Source organism: Streptomyces sp. JNUCC 63, from assembly GCF_054366325.1.
Window position 1 is genome coordinate 7,938,029 of record NZ_CM135963.1, and the last position, 13,524, is coordinate 7,951,552.

The window sequence follows — 13,524 nt, forward strand, 5'->3', positions numbered from 1 at the left end:
GGACTCGACGTCCCGAGTCTTGCCCCAGGCTGGTGTTGGAACACTGTGAGGCTCGTAAAGTCCTCGCTGCAGGTGGGAGCTCGCGTGCAAGACCCCTTGGCGGTGGCTGGGATGCTGCACCAGTGATCATCTCGCTGCTGTACCGGGCCACCCGGGCGGTGCTGTCCGTGCCTGCGGTCCTGCTGCGCCGGGACACGGCCAAGGGCGCCGAACTGCTGGTGCTGCGGCACGAGAACGCGGTGCTGCGACGGCAACTCGCCAGAACGGGTCCGCTACGAGCCCGCGGACCGGTTCTGGCCGGCCGCGCTGTCGTCGCCGATACCGCGCCGGCGCTGGAACTGTGTCTTCCCGGTCACGCCGGGGACGCTGCCGACCTGGCACCGCAGGCTGATCGCCAAGAAGTGGGACTACGCCGACCGACGCCGCACCGGCCGCCCTCCCACGGCCGCCGCGCTCAAGAAGCCGGTTCTGCATCCGGCAGAGGAGAATCCGCGGTGGGGCCACCGGCGGATCCAGGGTGAGCCGGCCCGGCCGGGGCATCCGATCGCACCGTCCACGGTCTGGGAAATTTTGCACGCGGCCGGCATCGGCCCGGCCCCGCGCCGCACCGGCCCGAGCCGGCGCGAATTCCTCACCCCCAGGCCGAGGGGATCATCGCGGCGGACTTCTTCCACGTCGACACGATCACCGGCAGGCGGCTGCACGCGCCGGCGTTCGGCGAACACGGCACCCGCCGGCTCCGCATCACCGGCATCACCGCCCACCCCACCGCGCAGTGGGCGACCCAGCAGGCCCGCAATCTGACCGCCGACCTCGGCAGCCGTGTCGAGTCGCTCCGCTTCGTTCTCCGCGACCGCGACAGCAAGTACACCGACTCCTTCGACGCCGTCTTCGAGCCGGATTCTCCACACGCGCACGGGCATCCCGCAGCAGCCGAGCCTCGTTGTCGGGGACTCGGCAGGCCGCGAGGAACGCCTCCAGCAACTCCGCTGTGATCCGCCCGCGTCCCTTCAGCACGGCCTGAAGCGTCGACTTCGGCAACCGGAAGGGAGTCGCGCGCTCCAGCTCCCGCAGCGAGACGAACCCGGCGCGGGCCATGATCCGCTGCATGGCGCGCCCAAAGCCGGCCCGCGTGGTGATCTGCGTAGCGTCGTAGCCCTTGCGCGCGTTGGGGTCGCGTGCCGCTCGCGCCTCGCGGAGCAGGTCCTCGCCCTCGGCGGAGTCGACGCCCGTGCCGGCGGCCCAGGCCCTCACCACCTTCGGACTGAAGACCCGCCCATCGACGGCCCGGCGCAGGGTGTCGGCTGCAACCTTGTGCCCGGCCGCCTCCGCAGCCGCGGCCAGCTGGCGGTAGGACCGGTTGCCCCGGATGGTGTGCAACCACCGTTACAAGACTGCCAGTTCCACCGTCCCCGAGCCGGAGGCGGGACCGCCACCGCGGGGCGCTGCGGCGTTCACGAACCGCTCCCGGCGCAGCAGGTGGAACAGGGGCGCACGGGGACGGCCGCGAGGCCGGCTGTGCGGCGGTCGCCGACCCGGGCGGGGGCGGTGATCCCGCCGCCCGGGGAAGAGGAGAACGAGGACATGGCAACGCGTCTTTCAGCGCAGAAGGGCGGAGGTGCGCCCGGCCAGCGCGGCCGGGCTGTGTCCGCACGGCGGGGGCGCCACCCGCGGCGCGGACGCCCCGATCGTGGCAGGAGGATCGACGGAATTTCCAGCCGCGCCCCCTGCTCGCCGCGAAGGTACGCCCACTCCGCCCCTGATGAAAACCCCAGGTCACGGCCCGCTCTCCGATATTTCTGTCCAAGTTGACGCGACGTCCGGCACTCCTGTCGAACAGCAGAGCGCCATCAACGCGTTCCAGGACCACAGCGCGCCGCTCGGTGTGCCCGTCCGCAGTACGCGGCGCGGATCCCCTGGAAGACGCTGCCGGACACGCACACCGTCCATCGCCGACAGGGTGATCCCGCCTCGATACAGGCCCAGGCCACGGTGGAGCCGTCCGCTCCCACCACCGCGATCCGAGCCCCCATCTCTTGGGGCCACAGGCCCCCGGCAGCGCCTTCGATGCCATCACGGGAGCCTTCCGGGCTGTGTTGCGGTGGACAGGTGGCGTCGTTGGTCCGGCTTCGTGAAAACAGGAACCAGCGCGGTCGAAATCGGGCATGCGCGTCGTGGTGGTCATTCACGCTGTGGGTGAGGCCGCACCGGGCGGCCGCCCTACGCCAAGAGGAGACATTGTGCGTATCCCCACCACACTCGCTGCCCTTGCCCTGGCCTCAGTCGGTCTCATCGGCACCGCCGGCACCGCCGCCGCTGACACTGACAGCGACCAGAACACCAGCGCGCCCTCCACCCTGTTGTGCAACAGAGGCACCGGTGTCCTTGCTCTTCCAGTTGGCCAGGCCGCCTGCAAGGTTCTCCCTCACGGCCCGGCATCCCGGAAGCAGTGACACTGCGGGCCTTCCCAGTGCTTTGTCCGGGTGAAGACCGGCAGCGCCTCTGGCTCTGACAAACCTTCACGCAGGCTTGATCGGAGGTTCGATGGGAAGCAGGGGGGATTCCCTCGTCCTGAAGCCCCGGTTGTCTCATACCAGCTGATCCGCCGTCACCCTTGCCTGCTGCTGCCTGCTCCCGTACGGGACTGCGGAGCGGACTCGTACGGGAGCAGACAGCCGGCGGAGCCGGATTGGCCTGCCGGGCAACGGAGTTGCCCGGCAGGCCTGGAGCGGAGTTCTGTGGCGTGGCTGCTGCGCTTGGTTATTGATCTTGTTCGTGGTGGGCTGTTGTCCAGTTGTACTGAGCGGCGTGTTGGTTCTACGGGGGGAGGCTCGCGCTGAACCCTAACTACCCGGCCTTGGAAGTTTCCCCGTGATCTTGGACACTCGGTCTCTATGCCGCGAGGGTGTGCTGGTGGCGCTGCCTGGTCTCAGCCGGGGTGAGGTAGCCGAAGATCTCGTGCTTGCGCAGGCGGCGCCGGTTGTAGAACGTCCCGATGAAGGCGAAGACCTCGGCGCGGGCGGTGGCCCGGTCGGGCCGGGTGCGGGTGCCGATCTCTTCCTTGAGCAGGACCCAGAAGCTCTCCGCGGCGGCGTTGATGCCCCTATGGATGTCAAGCGACGCCTCGGGCTGGTCCCGTGTCGTTTGCAGCGGTGTTTGTGGGGGCGATGAGTCGGTAGATCTCTCGTGCGACGTACCGCTTGAGGCAGCGGATGACCTCGCGCTTGGTCTTGCCCTCCGCGAGGCGTCGCCGCAGGTAGTCCTGGGAACGGCCCTCCCAGCGCAGGCGGCTGAGGACGATCCGGAAGAGGGCGGCGTTGGCCTGGCGGTCGCCGCCTCGGTTCAGTCTGCGGCGCTGGGTCTTGCCGGAGGAGGCCTCGACCGGGCTGGTGCCGCACAGGGCGGCGAAGGACGCCTCACTGTCGAGGCGTTCGGGGTTGTCACCTGCTGCGATGAGCAGGGCTGCTGCGCCGTCCGGGCCAACACCGTGGACGTCGAGCAGGCCAGGAGCACTCGCTTTGATCGCTTCGGTTATCCGCGTGTTGAGGTCGTTGATCTCCGCGGTCAGGTTCTGGATGCGGCGGGCCAGCAGTCTCAGGGTGTGCCGTGCGGCCCCTGCCGGCCCGGAGAGCCCTGAGTCCTCCAGCTCGGCGCACTGCTTGAACAGCTTCGGGTTGCTCAGCCCGGCCAGGGACTCACGAAGTTCGGCATCGGCGCAGACCAGGACGCTCTTGAGCTGGTTGATGGCCTGAGTCCTCGACTTGGTCGCGGACCCCTTCGCCAGCTTGAACAGCCGCAGCATCTCCACCGGACCATCACTCGTCTTCGCCGTGGCAGTGGCGCGACCGGACAATACGGCGCGGGCGGCGGCTTCGGCATCGATGGCATCGGTCTTGCCGTGACGCCGTCGGGCGGCCTTGTCGGGCTGGTTGACCTCGGTGACCTCAATGCCTTCGGCCCGCAGGTGCCGCGTGAGGGCGGCTCCATAGGAGCCGGTGCACTCGACCCCGGCTCGCCGCAGCATGCCGAACGAGCGGGCCCAGGAGACGAGTTGACGATAGCCCTCCGCAGTCGCCGGGAAGCTGCGGCCGTCCAGAGCGGCGCCGAGCGTGGTGATGACGGCTGCGGCGTGGATGTCCTTGTGGGTGTCCACCCCGAGCAGAATGTCCTCCTCGGCTTCGGCCGGGACGTGACGTGGGGCCGTGGGCTGCATGATGCTGGGCAAGGTCGCCTGTCTCCTGATCGCCTCGGGTGCTGGTGGCCGTCGCCGGGCCGGGGCGGTCAAGACTGTGACGGTGCCTGTCGCGAAGGCCCCTATCGGGACACGTCCCCTGCCCGGCGGCAGCGAAGGCCGCTCCAGGCAGTGGCCGACAGATCAACGCCAAGGCAACAACGCCAGTCGAAGCACGGGTCAGGCCACCGCCCGAAGCGGTACCTGACCATCCTCACAGTCGAAGCACGATCCGGTGCGGCCGCAGCCTTGTCGCAGGCCCAGCTCGCTTATTTCACCGCGGAATTCGGCTGATGTGTATTCGCTGCCGCGATCCGAGTGTGTGATGCATCCCGGCTGCAGGCCGCCGCGGCCATGGGCCATCTTCAGGGCGTCGACGACGAGGGAGGCGCGGTGGTGGTCGGCCATTGCGTATCCGACGACCTCGCGGGTGGCCAGGTCCAGCCGGCAGGCGAGGTAGAGCCGGCCCTCGGCCGTGGGGAGGAAGGTGATGTCCCCGACCGGCTTCGTGCCCGGCAGCGCGGCGTGGAAGGCGCGGCCGATCAGGTCCGGGGCCGCTCTCGCCCTCTTGTCCGGCCGGGTCGGCGAGCGCCGTCGACGGCGGTGGGCGCCCTGGCCACCGCGTTCGCGCATGACGCGGGCGACGCTCCCCCGCAAGCGGGGGTACCCCCAGCGGTTCACCGCCCGGCCCAGGCGCCGCAGTTCGGCGTGGATGCGCGGGACGCCGTACGTGTGGCGGGATGCGACGTGGATGACGGTGGTCTCGTGGGCCAGGGCCTCGTCGGCCGCCTTCCGTGCGGCGCGGGCCTTCGCCGCCGCCTGCCAGGCGTAGAAGGAGGAGCGGGCCACGTTCAGCAGCCGGCACAGGAAAGCGACGCCGTGGGTGGTCTTCTCCGCTTCGATGAACGCGTACGTCTCGTTCATCGATCGCTCTCCTTCGCGAAGAAGACCGCGGCTTTTCGCAGCACCTCGATCGTCCTGGCCTGCTCGGCATTCTGCTTCCGCAGTCGCTTGAGCTCCTCACGCTCGGCACTGGTCAGCTCGCCGGGGCGCCCTTCGCCTCGGTCCGCCTTCGCTTGGCGGTACCAGTTGCGCAGGGACTCCGGACTCACCCCGAGTTCCCGGGCGACTTCGGTGACCGCCCGGCCCGTGGAGTCGACGAGCGCAATCGCGTCCCGTTTGAACTCCGCTGTGCACCGCTTCGTGTACTTGCTTCCCACCCGGTGCTACTTCCTCTGGAACCTCATGTCCCAGTCTCCAGGTGTCCACGATCAAGGGGAAGCTTCATCATCGACCTGGCCCCTCCTGCGGGACCTGCCCCGGCTGGGCATCAGCATTTTCGCCGAGGATCAGGCGGCGGCCTGCCGAGCCCTCGCGGGGCGGGGCCACAGGTTCCGCGATGTCGGCTGGAAGAGGACCGCCGAGGGTGCGGTGTTCATCGACGGCGCCGCAGCCGTGTTCGACTGCTTGGTCCACCAGGAGATCGACGCTGGCGACCACGTGATCGTCCTGCTCAAAATCGAGGCGCTCCGGGCCGACCGTGCACGGCTGCCCCTCGTCTTTCACCACAGCAACATGGGACGACTGGCCAACTCCCACGGCCGCGCTGCTCAGGTACTCCCGTTGCTGCTGGTCAGTGAAGGTGGTGCGGCGTTGTTCCCGCCCGTGTGCTCGTAAGAGGACGTCCCGATTTTCCATCCGGACTCCTACGGCCACCGGCCGAACCGGTCGGCCCTGGACGCGGTCGGGACCTGCCGACGGCGCTGCCGGGAGTGTTCTCGTCGCCGCCGGCAAGCGCGATGCCGACGCCGCCCCAGCGCATCTGCATCGCCGCCGACCAGAGGGCCTGCAGGCCGCCACCGAGGACTGCCCACCCTGCAGACGCGGGAACAGCACGTTGATCAGTCGGCCCAGCCGCGTCTTCTGCAGGACCGCGGTGATCCGTCCCGGCATCCCTGTGGCCAGGCGGCTGCGCCCACCATGGCTGCGCATCGGGAAGCCGGTGACGGCTCGCAGGAAAAGTCGGGCTGCTGGACGTCGGGACCGGAGGGCACCGGCGTGCGGTAGGTGTCCGGTCTGCGCGTGGTGTCGGCGTACATGAGAGTACCCAGGTAGGTACGGCCGAACGTACCCCGCCGTCTCAGTTGCTCCCCTGCCCTCACGCCGGCGGCCGGGGCGCCCGGGGCGTCCGTGCGTCGCCGTACCCAGTCCATCGGCCGCTCGTGACCCCACCACCCCGGGACGCGTTGCAACCCTGGCACAGTCGGCCGGGAGAGAACGCGCCCTCAACACCAGGGGCGGCAAACCCCGTCCACAGGTCGCAGTGCTCGGGCAGAGGCTCCGCCGCAGTACATCACGGCGCCTCGCCCGGACCTCATCGTCGATCAACGATTCCCCGTGACGATGTCGCCACCCTGCACGACGTGGTCGGCGGCCGGACGCCCACACAGGGCAGTGCCGCGCAGATCCGCCCTCGTGCGGGCACCGGCTGACGGTACGGTGACCATCCGAGGACTGGGCACCGTAGTCGCCGTGACCGAGACCCGCCTCAGTAAAGCGCGGCGGACCGCACGCCGGTCAGGGCGCCCACGGGCCAGGCTGCCGGACCCCGCTCATTCCTCGATGGGACGCAGAGCCCCCAGGTCGCCGAAGACAATCAAGGTGTCTCCCGGGTGAAGGGCGCTGTCCGGGGCGGGGCGGGGAAGCAGCGTGCCGTCCGCGCGCCGCACCAGCAGCGGCAGCACCCCCTTGCACGCCTGCCGCAGGGGGCGGCCCAGCAGGTGGGAGCCGGCTGCGATGCGAATCTCTTCCAGCCGGCAGTCCGAGGTACCGGGCCGGCTGAACTCCAGGAAGTCGACGATGTGCGGCCGCACGGCGAGCAGTGCCATCCTCCTGCCGCTGCTGACGTACGGGGACACCACGCTACTGGCCCCGGCGCGGGCGAGTCGGTCGACGGAAGCGGGTTCGGAGGCGCGGGAGACGATGGCGATCGCCGGGTTGAGTGCGCGAGCGGTGAGGGTGATGTACACGTTCTCGGCGTCCGAGTCGACCGCACACACCAGCCCGCGGGCCCGGTCGATCCCTGCCCGCCGCAGCACCTGCTCGGAGGAGGCGTTGCCGATCAGGTAGGCGACCTTGTCGCGCTGCATCACCTCCTCCAGCTCCGCTTTGCTGTCGATCACCACGAAGGGGATCCCGTCGGCTTCGAACTCGTGCGCCACGGCCTGACCCACTCGTCCGTACGCACAGATGATGAAATGATCACGGAGTGTGTCGATCCGGTGCTGCATGCGTCGCATCCTTCCGCGCGGACCGAACCTGCCCTCCACCAGCGCGGTACCCACCACTCCCAGAGCAGCCACGAACACCGCCACGCCGAGTACCGCCAGTGAGGTGGTGAACAGCTTGCCGCCGGTGGAGAGCCGGTCAGCTGCCGACGACCCTTCGGTGGTCAGCGTCATCACCGTCAGGTAGACGGCGGAGGAGGGCGAGGACCCCAGCAGCATGTACCCACCGATGCCGTACCCGAGCAGCACCAAGATCGCGGACACCACCAGCAACGCCCGCCATCGAACACCGCGCGGCGACCACACACCCGCTCCCGTCATCGCCTTCCCCCAGTGTCCTGCACAGTCAGTGGCCCGGTCCTCCCGAATGGCATCGCGCCCTCTTCGAGAGGCGGCAGGGACCAGTGCCGCGTCAGCACCCCCCTGAGCAGGTCACCCCCCTGCTTCCGCCCATCGGCGGCGGCTGGACCAGCTTTGTCGGCGACGGCGGATCCGCCCGGCGACCGTATGCAACCCGAGGGGGTGTCGCATGGGTTCCGACCGAGCACGGGTCGACCTGCGGAGGGTGGTGGCTTCACCACTCACAGGTTCCAGCAGCCGGGCAGCGCGGAGACGCCCGTCGACGCGCAATACGCCCACTTACAGCGCCTTGCGGAGTGTCGGACCCGAGCCGTTGAGGAGGTCACTGATCAGCTGCTCGGTCTCCAGTTCCAGGTCGCAGTCCAGGGTCTGGTTGACCTGCTGGATGCGGGAGATCGCCGTGTGCAGCCCGGACCGGTTCCCGGCCGCCCATTCGATTGTCATCCAGTCCCGGTATAGCAGTTCGGCTGTCTCATCTACCTCAAGCCCGGTCGCGATGGCCTGCCGGGCGGCGTGGAGGTCGTGGTGCGGGCTGGCCGGGGTGCGCCAGGTGGCTACGGTGTGGGCGATGTCGATGATCCGGGTGATCATTTCCTGCTGGTGGGGCCCGGCCCACGGCAGGGGCCGGGTGCCGAAGGGGCGGCCGCGCACCAGGGAGAGGGCCTTTTCCAGATCCGGCAGGCCGGCCGCGGCCTGGGGGAGGGCGCGCTCGGCGAGCCCGAGGAACCGGGTCCAGTCGCAGCGCGCGGCGGGGGCCAGGAGGTAGGGGTCGTCGCCGCCGCGGCGGCGTGGCACGTAGGGCCGGCCGGGTCGTTGCCCAGGGCGCGGCGCAGGCCCTGCAGCCGGGCGTTGAGGGTGGCCGGCGACCAGGGGTTGAGCGGGTCCATGTCGGCGCACAGCGCGTCGGCGGTGCGCCCGGGGCGGAAGAACAGGAGGGCGGCGAGCTGGGCGCTGCGCGGGCCGTGGCCGGTAGGGCCGACCCGGTCCGCCTCCACGGGTCCCAGCACCCGGATCTCCGGCGCGGTCATGTCGTGCGCCCCGGACTCGTCACCGGGCTCGCGGGCCGGGGAGCGCGGAGCCTTTTCGGGTTCGGCTTTTCCGGACCGGTCTGCGGCGGCTGTGCGGTTGCCGGGTCCTGCTCTTCGCCGCCGTCGTCGGTCTGGCCACGGGTCGCCATGCCGGGCAGGAGCCGCGGCGAGGAGGGATCGGCGCAGGCCGCCAGCAGGGCCGGGAACACCTCACCGTCGCCCGCGCCCACACGGGCAGACACCGGTGCGGACGTGTCGCTCTCCTCGTCGGCTTCTGCGCCGGCGGGCTCCTTGGCCGGATCCGGCTGCGGCGGTGCCTCAACGGCGAGTTCCTCCGCAACGTCCCGCCAGGGCCCCTCGGCCTCCGCCGCGGGCTGCCCGGACAGGGCGAGCGCCGCGGTGATCTGCTGGTAGGCGGCATGCTCCAGACGCTGCACCGTGATCTCGGTACCGAGGTGGTCGAACCGCTGCGGCGCGCCGACCGAGGCGTTGACGATCTCCGCTTCGGGGAAGTGCGCCGCTGCGGAGCTGGCCGGGGCGATGAGGGTGGCCGGTACCCGGCCCGTCTTGTCGATCGCGTCGGCGAACTCCCATGCCATGTCCGGGTCCATGACGGCCGCGCACAGCAGCACATAGGGCTGATGCCGGGTCTCGGGCATCTGGTGGGCTTCCAGTAGCCGCTCGGTCAGGTCTGTGAGCGCGTGGGCGGGCTGCCGCATGTGCGCGATCCGCGTGGTGGGCAGCAACTGCGGCAGGTCCTCGCCGAACCCGATGGCGACCACCTCGACCTCGCCCGCCCACGGGCTCATGCCCAGCTCCAGGGCCAGCGACGTGCACACCTCGGTGACGTGCACCGGATTGCCGTCCAACAACAGGGCGGGCAGAGAAGCCAGGTTGACCAGCACGAACTCACCGGAGGCGGTGCTGCCCACCGTAACCAGACCCGGATACGGCGCCGGCACGCCTCGGGCCGCATCTGCGTCCAGGAGCTCGGCGTCGCCGGCCAGCCGCCACCAGTCCGATGACGGTCTGCGGCAGGTCCCTGCGGTGGTCCTTGGAGTGCCCGTACTGCCGCAGGCTGCAGTCCTCGCCGTCCGGGGCATCCGCCTCGTCGCGCTCGAAGCAGGTGGAGGTGGTGTCGAAGAAGACCAGGTCGACTTCCAGGTTGAGCAGGTGGGCGGCGGAGAAGAACACCGCCTCCTGCACCGCTCCTTGGGTGTCGGCATCGACGAGCAGGTCCATGGCCCGGTGGGCGTGTTGCTCGGCGAGGGCGTCCAGGCCGGGGATCACCTGGTCGAAGGTGGCCCACTCGGCGGCGGCAAGCTTGGACGCGGGGGCGATGGCCCGGTTCGCGACCAGCGCGAAGATCGTACGCTCGATGTCGGTGCGGAACTTGCGCCCGTCGATGTGCGAGGCCAGGGCCGTGTCGATGCCCAACAGCTTCCACAGCCCGTCGAGCAGCCGGCTTGTCCCGAGCGGCCGGGAGGACTCCACCGTCAGTGGGCCGGGCTCCTCAGCTCCCAGCAGCGGGGCGGCCTCGTCCTCGTCGCCGAGGCAGCGGTTGATCGAGGCGACCAGGCGGCGCAGGCCCTCGACGTCCAGGCGGTCCTCGCGGCCGAAGTTGACCAGCACCTCGGCCTGGGTGGTGCCGCCGACCCGCCGGTTGTGGGCGAGCTGGAGGTAGCGGACCACCGACCCGTCCTTGTTCCGCCGCTGGATCTTCCGCAAGTACATGCCCGCACGATCGAGCAACAGGCCAGATCAGAGTAAGGTCCATGACAAATCCGTTTGCCCACGCCTCCGGGCAGTCTCAGGCGGGTGCCAGCCCTCTCACCTGCAGAGATCCGCGGCTGACCCACCCTGCATGCCTACCAACTGTCGAACTCGGGGGACCTCGGCGCTTGTATGTCCAGTGGAGATTGACCAGGTCGGCATGCCAGCGCAGCAGCGTGCCTGGGGTGACGAACAGATGCCCACGTGGTGCCCTGGGCGGCAGGCGTGCCGGTCCCGCGATCACCGCTCGATCCGCCCGCGAGAGCTTCGGCCGGTCGACCTGACGGCGTAGCACCGCGAGTTGGTGCCGCAGCACGAGAATCTCCGCGTTCTTTGACGCCCCCGATCGCGCCGGCAAGGCTGTCCATCCCAGGACCTTCAGGAAGGTCGGGTACAGCAGCCGCAGAGCCATACGTCAGGATCCCGCTCCGCCTGACCCTGACCGCAAGTCCCAGGTCAGCAGCAGTGGCTGAGTTTCGGGCACCCACAGGCTGCACGGGTGGGCCATGATGCGCTGAGGGCTCGCCGGTGAGATGCCGGGGGAGGTGGACGGGCCTGACCCGCACATAGGGCAGGAGAGCCCTGTATCCGCCGTGCCGCCGCCTCCCACCGGCGATACTGGAGGCATGGACGCGACGACCACCGCCCCCCGCGCCGAGGTGCTGCGGGACCGTTACCGCAGTCGACTGCCCGAGCGCCTGCAGGAGCTGGCCGGCCCTGTCGAGGGCACCGTCGACCTGCCGCTCCACATCGTCTGGTCCGGGCGGACGAGCTACAGCCTGGACCGCCCGAAGTCCCGCATGACGCTCTACCGGACCGTCCTGGCCGAGGGCCTGCGCGAGGACCTGGCGGTCTTCCTTCACCACCGGCTGCTGGCCGAGCAGTGGCCCGTTCTGCGTCGCTTGGTCAGTCCCTACATCCGCGAGGTCTGGGAGGACGCCTTCCCCGAGCTGCCCCGTACCGCTCCGGCCGACGCGACCGCCGCGTGAAGCTCACCCCGCTCCACGAGCGGCTCCTTGCCGACATCCTCGACCTCGGCTCCCCCTATCCTCTGGTCCTCACCGGCGGATACGCCGTGCAGGCCCATGGCCTGGTCGAACGCTTCAGCCGCGACCTCGACGTCGCCACCGAGAATCCCGCCCCGATGGACGAGATCGTCGCCTCCCTCACAGCCGGCCTCACCGCGCGCGGATGGCGGACCGCGCAGGTCCAGACCGACCCGCTCAGCGGCCGGTTCCTCGTCACCGACCCGGACACAGGCGAGGAGTGCGAGGTCGACGTCCTCAAGGAGGCGTTCTGGGCCCCGCCTGCCCAGACCCCCTACGGTCCCGTCCTCTCCTTCGACGACGTGATCGGCACCAAGGTCCGCGCCCTCGCCGACCGCGGCACCGTCCGCGACCTCACCGACGTCCAGGCCGCCTCCCGCCACCGGTCCACCGCCGACCTCGAAACCCTCGGCCGCCACCGCGCCCACGACGAGTTCAGCCTCGAGGACCTCCGCGACCGGCTCACCGGTGCGGATTGGTACGAGGACTAGGACTACGCCGCGTACGGGCTCACCCCCCGGCAGATCGAAGAGCTCAAGACGTGGGCGCTGGAGTGAGCGGAGGACCTGGGGGCGCGGGTCCACGAGGAGAGCGCCTGATGAGAGGCCGTGCCCCTCTCAGGTCGGCGTGATCACGCGCTGGTCGTGGGTCGAGGAGCACCGCGCGGACGGTCTTGCCGCCGGGTGGATAGGGGACGCAGTCCCAGTGGTCGGCGAGGGCGGCGACGAGCGCCAGGCCGCGCCCGCCGGTGCGGAGTGCAGTGCATCGGGTTCGGCGTCCGCCGCAGGAAGCTGCGGGCACAGGTCCCCGTAGGCGTCGGTGACCTCGATGCGGAGACGGCCGGCCGCCGGGTCGAAGACGAGCGTCAGCCGGAAGCAGCGGCCGGGCACGCGGCCGTGGAGGGCGGCGTTTGCGGCCAGCTCCGCGACGATGACTTCGGCACGCTCCGTGAGGTTTTGCGGGGCCGTTGTGCTTCAAAACGGTTTCACCGGTTGCGAGCCGGGGTTTCGTTGGGCCGTCAGCTTGCTCGGCGGTATTCGTTGATGAGTCCCGCCACGGCCTGTCGGCGTTCGATCCGGGCTGCAGGTAGGGGATGACGTGCTCGTCGTCGAGGGGTGCGAACTGACCTCGGCCCTGATGAGGCCGATGGCCGTTGAAGTGACGGGCGTAGTCGTGGAGGATCTTCTCCACATGGCCTCGGTCGAACCGCCGCCCTGCGGCACTCCCTCCTACCGGCTGCGCTCGCAGTGGACGGATCAGGACCGTAACGACGCGGGCGGCGTGAGCACGCTGTCCACCGCCGACGCCCAGGTGATCGCGGTTGCGGAACGCCACGGCCTGCCGGTCATGACCACCGACCGCGCCTGGCTGGTGATCGAGCGCCTGACGGGTGGCTTCCGCGTCAAGGTCGTCCACATCCGCTGAGACCGAGTGGGGTCGGTGCCGTGCACACAGCCCCCGATCACGCAGCCCCAGGTCAGCAGCGGTGAAGCAGTCTTGGAGCACTACGGGTCGATAACCGAGACGGCCAGGACGCCCATCCGACTCCCGAGCCGGTCGAGCCCATCACCCTGTCCGAACCGGTTCCGGCTGCTATGCCCGAGCGGCCTGCCGTGTCCGTCCCGACCGCGCTCGTTGAGCACGCCCGCTCCCGTTGGCATCAGAAGTGGGGGAGGGGCGGAGGTGACAGGCAAACCGGGGCGTGGCGCAGTCCCGCGCTCCGTCTGCGCCGGCGTACATGCGGGGTCGCCTCATGGCCCGGCGGCATCGTCGAGGGCATGGACCGGCCGGGTTTGCCT

9 protein-coding genes and 4 pseudogenes are annotated in these 13,524 nt (G+C 70.1%); 5 read left to right on the forward strand and 8 right to left on the reverse strand.

Going from position 1 to position 13,524, the window contains the following annotated elements; translation table 11 throughout:
* Positions 1–122: 122 nt before the first annotated feature.
* A pseudogene (locus ACX25U_RS36880) lies at positions 123–902 on the forward strand (integrase core domain-containing protein); the annotation flags it as partial.
* A gap of 2,210 nt (positions 903–3,112) precedes the next feature.
* Here ACX25U_RS36880 and ACX25U_RS36885 read toward each other — a convergent pair.
* From ACX25U_RS36885 to ACX25U_RS36895, 3 genes are all read right to left on the reverse strand, one after another.
* Positions 3,113–4,225 (reverse strand): IS110 family RNA-guided transposase, encoded by a 1,113-nt coding sequence (locus tag ACX25U_RS36885; protein WP_454386503.1) that lies wholly within the window; start codon positions 4,223–4,225, stop codon positions 3,113–3,115.
* Positions 4,226–4,411: 186 nt separating this feature from the next.
* Entirely contained in the window at positions 4,412–5,155 is a 744-nt protein-coding gene (locus ACX25U_RS36890) for an IS3 family transposase (protein ID WP_454386505.1), read from the reverse strand.
* Positions 5,152–5,451 (reverse strand): transposase, encoded by a 300-nt coding sequence (locus ACX25U_RS36895; RefSeq protein ID WP_454386507.1) that lies wholly within the window; start codon positions 5,449–5,451, stop codon positions 5,152–5,154. The genes ACX25U_RS36890 and ACX25U_RS36895 overlap by 4 nt, the downstream gene beginning before the upstream one ends.
* Positions 5,452–5,476: 25 nt before the next feature.
* Between ACX25U_RS36895 and ACX25U_RS36900 the strand changes: the two genes are divergently transcribed.
* Entirely contained in the window at positions 5,477–5,908 is a 432-nt protein-coding gene (locus ACX25U_RS36900) for a flavin reductase family protein (RefSeq protein WP_454386509.1), read from the forward strand.
* A 935-nt stretch (positions 5,909–6,843) separates the two neighbouring features.
* On the opposite strand, the gene ACX25U_RS36905 is transcribed toward ACX25U_RS36900, so the two are convergent.
* From ACX25U_RS36905 to ACX25U_RS36920, 4 genes and pseudogenes are all read right to left on the reverse strand, one after another.
* Complete coding sequence (locus tag ACX25U_RS36905) at positions 6,844–7,782, reverse strand: potassium channel family protein (protein ID WP_454386511.1); 939 nt, start codon at positions 7,780–7,782, stop codon at positions 6,844–6,846.
* 375 nt (positions 7,783–8,157) lie between these two features.
* Positions 8,158–8,673 carry a bacterial transcriptional activator domain-containing protein gene (locus tag ACX25U_RS36910; protein WP_454386513.1) on the reverse strand — a complete coding sequence of 172 codons (516 nt, stop codon included), beginning with the start codon at positions 8,671–8,673 and terminating at the stop codon, positions 8,158–8,160.
* 229 nt (positions 8,674–8,902) lie between these two features.
* On the reverse strand, positions 8,903–9,838 hold the full coding sequence (locus ACX25U_RS36915) for a hypothetical protein (protein ID WP_454386515.1): 936 nt from the start codon (positions 9,836–9,838) through the stop codon (positions 8,903–8,905).
* Positions 9,839–9,920: 82 nt separating this feature from the next.
* Positions 9,921–10,640, reverse strand: a pseudogene (locus tag ACX25U_RS36920) (IS1634 family transposase); the annotation flags it as partial.
* Between the two features lie 665 nt (positions 10,641–11,305).
* Between ACX25U_RS36920 and ACX25U_RS36925 the strand changes: the two are divergent.
* Positions 11,306–11,668: a hypothetical protein gene (locus tag ACX25U_RS36925; protein ID WP_454386517.1), complete on the forward strand. Its 363-nt coding sequence runs from the start codon at positions 11,306–11,308 to the stop codon at positions 11,666–11,668.
* Positions 11,665–12,282 (forward strand): annotated as a pseudogene (locus tag ACX25U_RS36930) (nucleotidyl transferase AbiEii/AbiGii toxin family protein). The gene ACX25U_RS36925 and the pseudogene ACX25U_RS36930 overlap by 4 nt, the downstream one beginning before the upstream one ends.
* Here ACX25U_RS36930 and ACX25U_RS36935 read toward each other — a convergent pair.
* A pseudogene (locus tag ACX25U_RS36935) lies at positions 12,260–12,690 on the reverse strand (ATP-binding protein); the annotation flags it as partial. The pseudogenes ACX25U_RS36930 and ACX25U_RS36935 overlap by 23 nt on opposite strands.
* 133 nt (positions 12,691–12,823) lie before the next feature.
* On the opposite strand from ACX25U_RS36935, the gene ACX25U_RS36940 reads away from it, so the two are divergent.
* Positions 12,824–13,150: a hypothetical protein gene (locus ACX25U_RS36940; protein WP_454386519.1), complete on the forward strand. Its 327-nt coding sequence runs from the start codon at positions 12,824–12,826 to the stop codon at positions 13,148–13,150.
* Positions 13,151–13,524 lie beyond the last annotated feature (374 nt).